This is a genomic window from Macellibacteroides fermentans (assembly GCF_013409575.1).
GTDB classification, from domain to species: Bacteria; Bacteroidota; Bacteroidia; order Bacteroidales; family Tannerellaceae; genus Macellibacteroides; species Macellibacteroides fermentans.
Map to the genome: position 1 here is coordinate 143,406 of NZ_JACCCY010000004.1, position 13,512 is coordinate 156,917.

At 44.4% G+C, this 13,512-nt stretch carries 9 protein-coding genes and 1 tRNA gene; 8 read left to right on the top strand and 2 right to left on the bottom strand.

The features are described 5' to 3' along the window. Window positions 1-22 precede the first annotated feature (22 nt). Window positions 23-94 (top strand) — tRNA-Arg (locus tag F5613_RS13425). A 74-nt stretch (window positions 95-168) separates the two neighbouring features. Here F5613_RS13425 and F5613_RS13430 read toward each other — a convergent pair. Further along, entirely contained in the window at window positions 169-870 is a 702-nt protein-coding gene (locus tag F5613_RS13430) for a precorrin-2 C(20)-methyltransferase (protein ID WP_179400137.1), read from the bottom strand. 102 nt (window positions 871-972) lie between these two features. Between F5613_RS13430 and F5613_RS13435 the strand changes: the two genes are divergently transcribed. From F5613_RS13435 to F5613_RS13445, 3 genes are read left to right on the top strand one after another with little or no spacing between them, the layout of a single operon-like run. Next, window positions 973-2,121 (top strand): ABC transporter substrate-binding protein, encoded by a 1,149-nt coding sequence (locus F5613_RS13435; protein WP_179400138.1) that lies wholly within the window; start codon window positions 973-975, stop codon window positions 2,119-2,121. A 6-nt stretch (window positions 2,122-2,127) separates the two neighbouring features. Further along, complete coding sequence (locus F5613_RS13440; RefSeq protein ID WP_068182122.1) at window positions 2,128-3,165, top strand: iron ABC transporter permease; 1,038 nt, start codon at window positions 2,128-2,130, stop codon at window positions 3,163-3,165. Continuing rightward, the gene (locus tag F5613_RS13445) at window positions 3,158-4,201 is read left to right on the top strand and encodes an ABC transporter ATP-binding protein (RefSeq protein WP_179400139.1); all 1,044 of its coding nucleotides are present in this window, start codon (window positions 3,158-3,160) and stop codon (window positions 4,199-4,201) included. Before F5613_RS13440 ends, F5613_RS13445 begins: the two co-directional genes overlap by 8 nt. A gap of 110 nt (window positions 4,202-4,311) precedes the next feature. Here the strand turns inward: F5613_RS13445 and F5613_RS13450 are convergent, their stop codons facing one another. Continuing rightward, window positions 4,312-4,923: an HU family DNA-binding protein gene (locus F5613_RS13450; protein ID WP_179400140.1), complete on the bottom strand. Its 612-nt coding sequence runs from the start codon at window positions 4,921-4,923 to the stop codon at window positions 4,312-4,314. 331 nt (window positions 4,924-5,254) lie between these two features. On the opposite strand from F5613_RS13450, the gene F5613_RS13455 reads away from it, so the two are divergent. The 4 genes from F5613_RS13455 to pglX are packed head-to-tail and all read left to right on the top strand — an operon-like array spanning window position 5,255 to window position 13,511. Next, window positions 5,255-5,896, top strand: coding sequence for a DUF1819 family protein (locus F5613_RS13455; RefSeq protein ID WP_179400141.1), 642 nt, complete (start codon window positions 5,255-5,257; stop codon window positions 5,894-5,896). Then, a complete protein-coding gene (locus F5613_RS13460) occupies window positions 5,889-6,479 on the top strand; it encodes a DUF1788 domain-containing protein (protein ID WP_179400142.1) in 591 nt (196 codons plus the stop codon). Before F5613_RS13455 ends, F5613_RS13460 begins: the two co-directional genes overlap by 8 nt. Window positions 6,480-6,486: 7 nt before the next feature. Next, window positions 6,487-10,065 (top strand): BREX system P-loop protein BrxC, encoded by a 3,579-nt coding sequence (gene brxC, locus F5613_RS13465; RefSeq protein WP_179400143.1) that lies wholly within the window; start codon window positions 6,487-6,489, stop codon window positions 10,063-10,065. Window positions 10,066-10,085: 20 nt separating this feature from the next. After that, window positions 10,086-13,511 (top strand): BREX-1 system adenine-specific DNA-methyltransferase PglX, encoded by a 3,426-nt coding sequence (gene pglX / locus F5613_RS13470; protein ID WP_179400144.1) that lies wholly within the window; start codon window positions 10,086-10,088, stop codon window positions 13,509-13,511. Window position 13,512 lies beyond the last annotated feature (1 nt).

Below are 13,512 nucleotides of genomic sequence, written 5' to 3' on the forward strand. Positions count from 1 at the left end.
ACTTTTGTACTCCAAATACAGCGGCTCTGTAGTTCAATGGATAGAACAAAAGTTTCCTAAACTTTAGATCCGGGTTCGATTCCCGGCGGAGCTACTCTTTTTGAATTTGCACTCCTTAAAACGTCTGAAAAAGAATCTGTACAGATTCTTTTTCAGACGTTTTTTGTTTTAGGGCTTTATGATAAGCAACGAAAAGTAGGGAAAGCCACTCCCGGCAATCTCCTCCCGTTTATCCGAATAGTATTCCTTTGCCGTACCCACCTGTTCGAAATAATGATACTGATAACCGTCGTGCTCCTGTATAAAGGCAGGCAACATCCCGGCGCATTGCGATAATTTCATAATCACCACCGTTACACCGCTGGTAAGATACCCGTCCAGCTCCTCGGCGGTAACCACCCCCGGCAGCACCACCAGTTTCTCTTCCTGTTTAACTACATGGATGCCGCCCAATGCCCCGGCCGCAATAAAGGCAGGCACACCGGCAACACGATGGGAAGTCAGTCCGGCATCCTTCAGCCTGTCTTGTATATAATGTATGGACGAATAGAATCCCGCATCCCCTTCGGCAACGATGGCAATCTTTTTTTGTCCGTCGTACAACTTCACCACCTCCTCGTATACCCCGTCATAGGCCTGATGGGCCAGACTGCGGTCCTTGCTCATGGGCAGGATGAAAGGGCATAAAGCCGACTCCGGGATGTCCAGTGCCCGGAGGATATCGGCGGCACGCGAAATCACCTCTCCCTGCCGGGTGCGGGTAGCCGGATAAAAGATTGAATGAGACTGCCGGAGGATATTCAGCGCCTTCAGCGTGATCAGTTCGGGGTCGCCCGGACCCAGTGAAACGAAATATACGGGAGTTTGCATAAGCCGACTTACTTCTTGTTTAGGGACGCAAAATTGGATAAAATGCGCCAGACAAACAAGTATAATATTTATCTTTGTCCGTAAATAACAAATTATATCTTTATGAAGCTATTCCTTGCCGGTCTGTGTTTTGCTGCACTATTGTTGATAACCGGCTGCCACTCAAATACGAAAGGAACCGAGGTGCAGTCGGCTTCCGCCCTGCAGGATACCACCTCTTCATCCCTCAATCCGCACCACGCAACCGGGTTTAAGGTTACCGAAGGCAACGGCTACCACCTGCTCGATATACAGGATCCGCAGCACGAAGAAGGTACCTCCTACCATTTTGCTTTGGTGCCGAGGGGAACCAAACCCGAAGGCATTCCGGCCGACTATACCGTAATCGAAACGCCGGTGCGCAGTGTAATCTGCATGACCGCCCTTCAGCTGTCCAACTTCATCACCCTGGAGGCGTTGGACCGGGTAATCGGCATCACCAGCAGCCGTTTTCTGTTCAACAAGGAGATGAAACAGCGGCTTAAAGAGGGAACAACGAAAAAGATAGGCATGGAGGGAAACTTCGATGCCGAGGTAATTATACAGGCCAATCCGGACCTGATCCTGATCTCGCCCTTCAAACGCGGCGGATACGATTCGCTCAAGGAGCTGGGTATTCCTTTGCTGCCCCATCTGGGATACAAAGAGATGACACCCCTGGGTCAGGCCGAGTGGATCAAATGCATGGGACTGCTGGTGGGCTTGGAAAGCGAGGCCATCGCCCGGTTCGAAACCATCGAAAAACGTTACAACGAATTATTGCAGCTTACCGCCGGTGTTAAAAAGCGTCCGGTCGTGTTCAGCGGCGAACTACGGGGCGGCAACTGGTATGCCGTGGGCGGCAAAAGTTTCCTTGCCCAGCTGTTCCGCGATGCGGGAGCCGACTACTTCCTGAAGGATGACACCCGTTCGGGCGGGGTTACGCTGGACTTCGAGACTGTTTATAGTCAGGCGGACAAAGCCGACTTCTGGCGGATACTGAACAGCTATCCCGGCGAATTCTCCTATAACGCCCTCAAAGCAGAAGATTCGCGGTATGCCGACTTTCGGGCTTTCCGCGAAAAGGGGGTGGTTTACTGCAACCTGCGCGAAAGGGCCTTTTACGAATCGTCGCCCACACAACCCGAAGTGGTACTGGCCGATCTGATCCGGGCGTTCCATCCGGACCTGCTGCCCGATCATTCTCCGGTTTATTACGAACTGATAAAATAAGCCGGCATGAAGCGACCTACCACCCTGTTCATGCTGTTGATTGTGGCATCCGTCTTTCTGTTCTTCATGCTTAACCTGCTGTTGGGCTCGGTTGCCATTCCCCTTAAGTCGGTTTGGCATATCTTGATGCACACCGGCGACGAACCGCAGGTGTGGCAGAACATCATCCTTAAGTCGCGGGTGCCGCAGTCGCTCACCGCCCTTGTGGCAGGAGCGGGACTGGCCATCAGCGGGCTGCAGATGCAGACCGTATTCCGCAATCCCCTGGCAGGTCCCTCGGTATTGGGTATCAGCTCCGGAGCCAGTCTGGGGGTAGCCTTCGTGGTACTGCTGTCCGGCAGTCTGGGCGGGGTAGCCCTCAGCAAACTTGGTTATGTAGGCGAAATCGCCTTGTCGGTCGCCGCCATTGCCGGTGCCCTCTCCATCATGGCCCTCATTGTTTACGTATCGCAGAAGGTGAAGGGCAACGTCACCCTGCTAATCATCGGAGTGATGATCGGCTATGTGGCCAACGCCATAATCGGGGTGCTGAAGTATTTCAGCGTGGAAGAGGATATCCGGGCGTATGTAATATGGGGACTGGGCAGCTTTTCGCGGGTGTCGGGCGATCAGGTCATCCTCTTCGTCATCCTCATGTCGGCGCTTATCCCGCTCTCCTTCCTGCTTATCAAAACAATGAACCTCATGTTGCTGGGTGATGGCTATGCACGTAACCTGGGACTAAACATACGGCGTTCCCGACTGCTGGTAATCACCTCGTCGGGTGTACTGGTCGCCATCGTAACAGCCTACTGCGGACCGATAGTCTTCCTTGGTCTGGCGGTTCCGCACCTGTGCCGGGCCATCTTCCATACCTCGGACCACCGCATCCTGATGCCCGCCGTATTATTTGCCGGAGCCTCCCTTGCACTGGTCTGCAACCTCATTGCCCGCATGCCGGGACTGGAAGGAGCGCTGCCCGTCAATTCGGTGACTGCCCTGGTGGGTGCACCCGTGGTAGCCTCGGTATTATTTAGAAAACGTAAAGACGACCTCAATGAGTAAGCACGCAAATTTACATACCATCCAGCTCTGTTCCCTTTCCATAGGCTATGCCGGAAAGAAGCAGACCAAAGTTGTGGCACAAGATATAAACGCATCCATCCACGGAGGCGAACTTACCTGCCTGCTGGGAGCCAACGGGGCAGGCAAATCCACCCTGCTGCGCACACTTTCTGCCTTCCAGCCCAAGCTGAATGGGCAGACCCGGGTGATGGGGAAGGAGATAGGCTTGTATACCGATAAGGAGCTGGCCACCATAATAGGTGTGGTGCTGACCGATAAATGCGATGTACGCAATATGACTGTTGAGGAGTTGGTGGGCATGGGGCGTAGTCCCTATACCGGCTTCTGGGGCAGGTTGCGGGGCCGCGACCGCGAGATCGTGAAAGAATCCATCTCGCTGGTCAAGATCGAGAACCTTACCCACCGGATGGTACATACCCTGAGCGACGGCGAAAGACAGAAGGTGATGATTGCCAAAGTACTGGCACAGGAAACGCCGGTAATCTTCCTGGACGAACCCACCGCCTTCCTCGATTTTCCCAGTAAGGTGGAGATCATGCAACTGCTGCACCGCCTTACGCGGCAGACAGGCAAAACCATTTTCCTGTCCACCCACGATATGGAGCTGGCCTTGCAGTTGGCGGACAAGATCTGGCTGATGGACAAGGAGGGAGGTATTGCCACCGGCACCCCCGAAGACCTGTCGCTGGACGGCAGCCTGAGCGGATTCTTTGCCCGCAAAGGCATAGTATTCGATACCGAGATAGGCCTGTTCCGCATAGACAACCAATACGACGCACAGATCCGGTTAACCGGTCACGGACAGAAATTCGCCATGGCCCGCAAAGCCCTGCAGCGTAACGGAATATTAGCCGGACGAACCCTCGAATCTGACTACTACATTGAAACCGCCAACCTGCAAACCCCCGGCTATGTGTTCTGCACCCCTACGGGAGTCCGCATACCCGTTGCCACCATCGAAGCCCTGCTCGAAACGGTGGAACAATACCGCACCCAGCTGCAACCAACCCATTAAAACCGATTTATACGAAAACCATCTGTCATCTATCATTTATTGCCCCCAAACCCTTTCCAGGCCTACGTTCCGAAGCTGACAGATGCCCTGTGACAGATCCATTTCATCTGTCATCTGTCATTGGTATTCTGGCGCAGCATATATAAAACATTCTTCCCGTAGCCTAGTTTCTCTACTTTTTCAGCATTTATAAGAGCACGTAAATCACTCATGGTACTAAAATGCGAACACTGATTGAAGGCACAACATTGCGAGGAGGTAACTGTACGATTGGATTGAAGGTAGTTCTGTATATGCTTCATCCGTTGTTCGGCCGAAAAACGTTGTTTTTTCTTTGAAGGTTCCCGCTCCAGGGTCATTGACTTCAGACTATCCTTCATCTTAGCCGAGCAACGGAAATTCACGTTTTTGAAACGGACCGAAGCCGACCGTATCTGTTTATCACTGGTAACCCCTTTGGGGCACTCCAGCGAGACCGAGTAGTACCCTAGCTCTTCCAGATTCACATTCTCCCCATTTTTGAGGCGGCGTATAATCACCTCACTAAAACTAGTCAGCAACCCTTTGATGTCCCCCGGCGAAAAAGAAGAGATAGTTGAAATCTCTTCTGCCAGATCATCCATCGTAGCCGTACGCGAAGCAACGATACGCGCATGCAACTCAGTAACACCCTCTTTCCTCGACGCAGGAGGATTCTCAACCAACCGATATTTAGCACTCATTCAATTATAAAGTATTAGAAACAATGTAACAATCTAATTCCGAAACAACGAACAACTATCCGGTAGCCACTTGATATCCTTGCAGTATGCAGCTGCCTACTGCAAGTTACCCAGCGGTAAAACTTCCAGTATGCAGCTGCATACTGAATAGCAGTTCGTAAGCAAAGATACTAAACCCAACCGGGAAAACCTTACTTTATCGTATAGTAATGGCTTATTTGGCTTATTTTGTTCAAATAATATATATTGATTAATGGTTTAGCAATGCAAAGTTTCTATCTTTATGGCAAAATAGATAAAATTTAAACTTGATTGATATATCTGTGTAAAGATGGAACATTCTCCTAAACACTATAATTTCTCTTTTACTGCAGGTGCCGCTTTATTACAAGAAACGGTTACCATCGCTCAGACACTTTTGGAAACCAATTTCGATTGGGACAAAACGAAACAAGAAATTAACAACAACAATTTGCTTCAAAAAGATAAAAGGCAAACCAGTACGCGTCAGTTTTCCTTGGTGAAGTTTCGGTTGGAGCAACTCTCCAAACAACAAATTAAGATGCTCTGTTCGGAATCCATGCCGGACAAGAAAATCATGGTAATTCTTTCAATTATTAAGTCTCATCCATTGGTATTCGATTTTATTGCAGAGACCATTCGATCCAAATATTTTGCGTTCGATTATAAGTTGACCTATGCCGACTATAATGCATTTATCAACGAAAAACAGGCGGAGCATCCGGAACTAAACAGCATAACCGAGGGTACTGCAAAAAAGATACGGCAGATGGTATTTAAAATTCTTGAGCAGACAGAGCTGATCGATTCGGTTAAATCCGGTACTATCAAGAAGCCGTATGTTTCACCCCAATTGGAACAGGTAATAGTAAAAGATAATCCTTTTTTACTGGCAGCCCTGCTTTACAACAACGAAGAAATTATATTAGCAACCCAAAAACACCATGCGTAAAAAGGTCAACATAGGTCAGCTTTTTGAGGAAACTTTTCTCAAATTGTCTTCTCCAACCTTTGGAGAAGGGCTGGGTGGCGAACTGCCCATATATATTCAGCCCGTACCCATCGAACAATATGATGAAGTAGAAATACAGATCCCTTTTCTTATTAAACGGCTCAACGAAGTAAATAAATCAACCATCGAGATTAACCTGTACAATCTATGTATTGAAATGTTACGGGAGAGTGATACGTTGGATATCATTTTGGAATCCGAAAAAGAGATCGATCATCAAATATTGGTAGAGACATTGGATAGCATCTTGAATATTGACGATGTTATTCAAAAAATTGTAAACCAGATAGAAGCTAGTAACCAGGTTCCATCCATTGTAGTATTTACAGGGGTTGGCAATGCGTACCCCATGCTGCGTTCGCATTCAATACTGAATAATATTCATGGATTAGCTGGAGATATACGCTTTGTTTTAATTTTCCCCGGTAGTTATAACAACCAGCAACTTTCGCTTTTTGACTGTATTCACGATGAAAATTATTACCGGGCCCATAATTTGAATAATGTTACCCGAGAAATATAAATGCCTTATGAAACAACAAAATATTTACTTAAAAGACATCACCCGCCATATTGAAGGAGTGATTAAAGCTGGTGACGAGAACAACATCAGTACCGAAATAAATGAATATGTAATTACAGCCGAACTGGCAGGTAAGAGTAAACCCGGCGGTATGTTACCCGGATTATTCAACCAATTGGCTCAACAGAATTTTAATCAATGCGTGTGGATCTCGGGCGACTTTGGAAGCGGTAAATCTCATTTGCTGAAAATCCTTTCGTACGTTCTTGAGAACCGCTTGGTAGATAACAACTATTGTGCGGAGCTTTTTGCCGAAAAAGCAAAGGATATCGACTTTGAATTGGAAGGAAATATCAGGCGGGCTGCCAAAATACCCACACAATGTATTTTGTTTAATATACAGGCTAACCATGACGGGATAGCCAGCAACATTAAAATTGATCCCATATTGAATGTTTTTCTTAAAGTGTTCAATGAAAAGTTGGGATACGATAAAACCAAGCCTGCCCTGGCAGAAATAGAACGCCATATCGACCGGAAAGGTAAGTTGCAATTTTTGTATGATGAATATCGCCGCAGGTTTGGCAAAGAATGGATTGAAGCACGTAAAAATACGGCTTTACAGCCACAGAAACTAGGTGAGATTTATGCCGAAATTGAAGGTGTTTCAGTAGAAAGTGCCACCCAGACCATACAAGATGCCTTTAAAACCTATACGCTGGATATTGATGGTTTTGCCGATATGATTAAAGCCTATCTGGATACACAAACAGTTGGCTCACGTTTGATATTTTGTGTGGACGAAGTGGGGCAATTCATCGCTAACGATGTGCAACGGATGCTTAGTTTGCAAACCATAGCCGAAGCGCTTGTAACCAAAACCGCCGGGCGTGCTTTTATGATGGTTACTTCGCAGGTAGATATTAATGCAACGATAGGCGATTTGAATAAGCAACAGAAACACGACTTTTCACGTATACAGGGGCGTTTCAGTTTGAAAATTCCTTTGACCAGTGCCAACGCCGACGAGGTGATTCAAAAACGTATTTTGTTGAAAAACGAAGCGGGAAACGAATACCTGGCTAAGGTGTTTGAACGGGAACAAAACAATATCAAGGTGTTTTTTAATTTTGGCGAAAGCAGTCAATTCAAAACGGAATACCGTACGGTACAGCGGTTTCAAAATACATTCCCGTTTATGGCGTATCAGTTTGATCTGTTGCAGCAATCCATTATCGAACTAAATAAAAACAATGCTTTTATTGGAAATCAGCAATCGGTGGGCGAACGGTCTATGTTGGCCATTACCCAACAGATAGCCAAAGAATATAAAGACAAGGATTTGGACCATTTTGTTCAGTTTGGCGATATGTTTACAGGTATCCGCGACATTCTGCAGGTAAAAATTCAAAGCGATATTCTGCAGGCCGAACGCTCATTGGGTAACGAGTTGGCATTGAAGGTGCTAAAGGCTCTATTCCTGGTTAAATATGTAAAAGGATTCCACTCTACAGTAGATAATATCACTAAAATTATGTTGCCTACCTTCCATGTAGATTTTATTGAATTCAAAGAACAGATACAGGTTGCATTAAATAAACTCGAGCAACAATCCTATATCGAAAGAGCTGCAGGAGACGAATATCACTTTCTTACCAACGAAGAGAAAGATATAGAGAATGCGATTAAAAGTACCGATCTTGCTCCGGATGCAGCAGGGAAAGAGCTGTCTAAAATCTTGTTTACTGAAATATACAGTGAACCCAAAATTCGCATTAACAACAACACCCGGCTTAACTATTCATACGGACGATTTATCGATGAGGTGCAAGACGGAAGGGAACAAGATTTTTATCTGCATTTCTTTACGCCCATGGCAGAAAATCAATATACGGATAGTGCCACTTTGCTGATAAAGTCCATGCAATATTCAAGCCATTTGATTGTAGCTTTGGGCGAAGACAAAACGTTGGGACGCGACTTGATAATGTATTTAAAAGCAGAGAAATGTTTGAATTTCATTCAGTCGGCTGCAGCCGACGAGTACAAAAGGCAAATTATAATTGACAAGCGCAAGCTAAATGCCGAGCGCCGTCGCGAGGTTGTACTTCGCATGCAGGAATTAATCTCGGACGCACGTTTGTATATTGCCGGACAAGAACTTACAGATATCACAGCACGCGATATACGCCTTCGTATTTCGGGAGGTCTGCAACAGTTGGTAACAAGTGTATATACTAATTTACGTCTGCTTACTAAAGATTACGACGAAAATACCCTCCGCACCATATGTAACGATAGTCACGCAACCGATGCTTTTGGCTATCAGCTGGAAGAGTGCGACAGCGAAGTGCTTGGTTTTATAAACCGCAACAAACAAAACAGTGTGCGAAGCACGGTAAAAGGGGTGGTAGATTTATTCAAATCGAAACCTTACGGCTGGTACGACCTGGCTACGGTTTGTATTCTGGCCAAGCTCTTTAAGATGAATAAGCTTTCGTTTCGGTACGATGGCTCTATGCTGGAAGATCGCGATTTGGTAAACTACCTTACAGCATCTGCCCGTCAGGCAAATATCATAATAGACTTGGAGGAAGCCATCCCCGAATCGCAGGTGCGCAAATTGAAAACCCTTTTCCAGAATTATTTTGGCAGACCTTGTACTCAAACGGAGGCTAAAGCGATTCATAAAGAGTTTATAGAGGCACTTGCTGTAGTAAACGCTGAGCTTTTATCATTAAAAAATCGTTATCATTATAAATTTACCGATTCGCTTATTCAGCCCATCGATCAACTACAAGCCTATTGTAAGTTTACCCACCCGTATGTTTATACTCATTTGCAGCAGGTAGAGGATAAATTGCTTGATGACAAAGAAGACATTCTGGATCCGGTTACAAATTTCGTAAACGGCCCCCAGTTTGCTATTTTTGAACAGATTGTGGCTATTAAACAAGGGAATCAAGCAAATCTGAAATATGTAGACGAACAGCTGAAAGAGACTATCGAAAAGGTATATGTATCACCAAAACCGTGGACATTAATGAAGGATGCCCGCGAAGCGGTTGATCAGATTGCAAAAGAAATTGAAGAGCGGCGGGGAAAAGAAAAGCAGCAAACATTAGCAGCCATTCAAGACAAGAAATCGGCTTTGCAAAGTCTGGATGCCTTCCATAGTTTGGAAAAAGATAAACAATCCCAATTGATACAAGCCTACGAACATCTGGAAGTGAGCCTTAACACAGAACGCTATGTTGGGAATATCATAACTACCCGCACGTATCAGCTGGCAGAAACCCATACCTTTTGCATTGAAAAACTAAATGACTGGACGGCTCTGAATGTGGCAGAACACAATGAGCCCTATATCGTGAAAAATAAACAAGTTGGAGATAAAACACCGGATATTGATGTTGCCGATTCTTCCAAACAAAAGCCCCGTATTACCGTACAACGCGAAAAAGCCCTGAATGTACCCTTCAGCAAAAGGGTGCTGTCTACTCCGCAAGACGTAGATGCTTATGTAAATGCAATACGTGAGAATATGATGAAGATTATCAACGACGACAAGAGCATTATGCTTTAGTTTATGTAACTATTATACGCATGAATACCAACGCACTAAAAATATTTGCACAGCAAACACGAAAGAAGCTTCGCGAACTGGTTCAAACCAAATTAAAGCTTGTACTAACTACAGACTCCGCGGAGCTGCGCGGCCGCGAAAAAGATATTGAAACGCTTAAAACTAAGATTGCTCTCAGCGGAGAAGATGCCGTGGTGGAAGAGGTAGCCTACACCTGGTTTAACCGCGTGATGGCATTCCGCTTTATGGATGCTAACGGCTATACTAATCCCCGAATTGTAACCCCTGCCGAAGGACAACAACGTCCCGAAATTTTACAAGACGCACTAAGCGGCTCTGTACTGGAGGAGTTGTTTATATCTGTGGATGAGGTAAACGATCTGTTGAGTGGTCGTACCGGGGTTGCCGATCCTCAAGCGGCACTTTATCGCCGTTTGTTGGTGGCAGAATGTAACCGTTGGGGCGAAGTGATGCCCTTCCTGTTTGAACGAATTGCCGATTATACCGAACTGCTCTTGCCAGACGACCTGCTTTCCGAACGCAGTTTTGTAACCGACATACGCCAAGGGATGAGTGACGACGATTGCCAGGATGTTGAAATTATTGGTTGGCTATATCAGTTTTACGTCAGTGAAGAAAACGAGAGATTGATACAATCCAAAAAGAAATACAAAAGAGAAGAATTGGCTCCTGCTTCACAGTTATTTACACCCGAATGGATAGTCCGATATATGGTAGATAATACGTTGGGACAATATTGGAGTGAAATGTATCCAGATAGTAATTTAGCGGACACGTTGGAATTTTATATCACTCCGGATGATGTTTCGGTTTTGCCAAAACGTAAAATAAAACCGATTGAGGAAATAAAATTTTATGATCCCTGCGTAGGTTCTGCACATATTTTGAGTTATGCGTTTGATGTCTTTTATAAGATGTACGAGGAGTTGGGATATAGCCATTCAGAGATACCAAAATTAATTATCGAAAATAATCTTTGGGGGACTGATATTGACCCTCGTGCTGCACAGCTATCATCCTTTGTCCTTTCAATGAAAGGACGCAAATGTTATAACCGCTTGTTTCGTAAAGGGGTAATGCCTAATATTACTTACTATCGTGACTTCGAAGAGGATGAAAAGTTTGGTCAGGCTGCAAGTCTGGGATCATTGATTACAGTCACTGAAGATGATGTTGCCGAACGGAATGTATCATCACAAGAGATTGATTTATTTAATCAACGATATGAATCCGAGCATTTGAATAAACTGTATCAGATTTTAGGACAAAGATATGATTTAGTTGTAACTAATCCACCTTACATTTCTTCATCTCGGATGGACGATACAACAAAATCTTATGTGGAGGCCAATTATCCAGAAACAAAATCGGATTTATTTGCTACGTTCGTGTTTCGATGTTTAGAGCTTTGTAATCCCGACGGATTAACAGGTTATATGACCCCATTTGTGTGGATGTTTATATCCAGTTACGAGCAAATGCGTAAAAGATTAATAGAAGATCATTTTATTAATAATCTGGTTCAGCTTGAATATTCTGGATTTGATGGAGCAACTGTTCCTATCTGTACTTTTACAATTCGCAATAAACCACTGAATGCCAAAGGTTGTTACATCCGTCTAAACGATTTTAAAGGATCTCAAAATCAAGCACCTAAAACACTGGAAGCTATTCAAAACAGAAATTGTGGATGGTTCTTTACTGCAAACCAAAATGAATTTGAAAAGATTCCAGGAAGTCCTATTGGGTATTGGGTGTCAAATTCAGCAATTTTAAATTTTAAAAAAGGAGTAGTTCTTGATAAATTATGTACGATGAGACAAGGTATGGCTTCTGGTGATAATAATAGATTTATAAGGGATTGGTTTGAAGTGGAAATTAGAAAGTGTAATTTCAATGCAACTAACAAAAATAATGCGTTTCAATCTGGCTGTAAGTGGTTTCCAATAGATAAAGGTGGAGGATTTAGAAAATGGTATGGATTAAACGAAAATTTAATTAACTTCAATTTTGATTCATATACTATCCTTAAAAAAATGGGGAATAAATGTCCTTCAGAAGATTTATATTTTTATAATGGACTTACGTGGGGTAAAATATCTTCTTCAAAGTTTTCTGTTAGGTATAGTGATACTGGGGCAATTTTTAGTGATGCTGGTATGAAAATAGTTTTTAAGGATTCTTACCCAGATTCCAATTTATTAGCGTTTATGAATTCAAAAATATCACTTCTTTACCTTAAAGTCTTTTCAGAAACATTCAATTTCGAAAAAGGAAATTTAGCAAAATTGCCAATAGTAAATATAAATAAAGATATTATTGGTGGTTTATCTGAAAAATGTATTATAATATCTCGTCAAGATTGGGATGCACATGAAATTTCGTGGAATTTTAAAATATCTCCACTTATTGAGCCTGTTTTATCCGATACACGGATTGTGGAAAGATGTAATTTCTCGTTGATGAATTCTTCACTAAAAAATCGATATGGAAATTATGTGAATATTTGGCGGGAAAGATTTTTTCAACTGCATGCGAACGAAGAGGAACTCAATAGGCAGTTTATTGAGATTTACGGTTTGCAGGATGAATTGACTCCGGATGTGCCTCTGGAGGAGATTACGATCCTTCAGCAGGGTGAAATAAAGTTTGTGGATGGAGATATAGAATTTCAGGCGGATGTGGTGATGAAGCAGTTTATCAGCTACTTAGTGGGCTGCTTTATGGGGCGCTATTCGGTTGATAAGCCGGGGCTGATTATTGCGGACACGAATGTTGATTTACATAGCCTTGGGTTGAAAGTACAAGGTTTGGAGGGTACTCCCCAAGATAGTACGTTGGAGATTGATGATGATGGTATTATTCCTATATTGGACGATGAATACTTTAATGACGATATGACGGTTCGCATACAGGGGGCGATCGAAAAATTGTTTGGACGCGAGAGCTATGCGGAGAATATACGCTTTATGGAAGAGGCTCTGGGTAAGGAGTTGCGCAAATATATGGATAAGGATTTCTATAAAGAGCATGTGCAGCGTTATAAGAAACGTCCTATCTACTGGATGTTCTCGTCGGCCAAGGGTACGTTTAAAGCATTGGTTTATATGCATCGCCTGCAGAGTGACAGCCTTTCGAAGATGCATGCCGATTATGTGTTGCCCTTTATTTCCATGCTGGAACAAAAACGGGCGCACCTTGATGAATTGCAGGTACGTGAAGATATTAGTTCGGCAGAGATGAACCGTGCACGGAAAGAGATCGAACAGCTCCGCTCCAAACTGATGGAGGTGCGTGACTTCGAACAGCGCTTGGTAGCAATGGCAAGCCGCCGCATCACCATCGACCTGGACGACGGCGTACGCATTAACTATCCAAAGTTTGGCGATTTACTAGTGAAAATACCAGGCCTTGAAAAAGAATAAA

What these genes read in the sequence shown, in the direction of transcription:
- F5613_RS13430 (WP_179400137.1), bottom strand. Translation starts at nt 870, where the DNA reads ATGCAAACTCCCGTATATTTCGTTTCACTGGGTCCGGGCGACCCCGAA.
- F5613_RS13460 (WP_179400142.1), top strand. Translation starts at nt 5,889, where the DNA reads ATGCGTAAAAAGGTCAACATAGGTCAGCTTTTTGAGGAAACTTTTCTC.
- F5613_RS13440 (WP_068182122.1), top strand. Translation starts at nt 2,128, where the DNA reads ATGAAGCGACCTACCACCCTGTTCATGCTGTTGATTGTGGCATCCGTC.
- F5613_RS13445 (WP_179400139.1), top strand. Translation starts at nt 3,158, where the DNA reads ATGAGTAAGCACGCAAATTTACATACCATCCAGCTCTGTTCCCTTTCC.
- F5613_RS13435 (WP_179400138.1), top strand. Translation starts at nt 973, where the DNA reads ATGAAGCTATTCCTTGCCGGTCTGTGTTTTGCTGCACTATTGTTGATA.
- brxC (WP_179400143.1), top strand. Translation starts at nt 6,487, where the DNA reads ATGAAACAACAAAATATTTACTTAAAAGACATCACCCGCCATATTGAA.
- pglX (WP_179400144.1), top strand. Translation starts at nt 10,086, where the DNA reads ATGAATACCAACGCACTAAAAATATTTGCACAGCAAACACGAAAGAAG.
- F5613_RS13455 (WP_179400141.1), top strand. Translation starts at nt 5,255, where the DNA reads ATGGAACATTCTCCTAAACACTATAATTTCTCTTTTACTGCAGGTGCC.
- F5613_RS13450 (WP_179400140.1), bottom strand. Translation starts at nt 4,923, where the DNA reads ATGAGTGCTAAATATCGGTTGGTTGAGAATCCTCCTGCGTCGAGGAAA.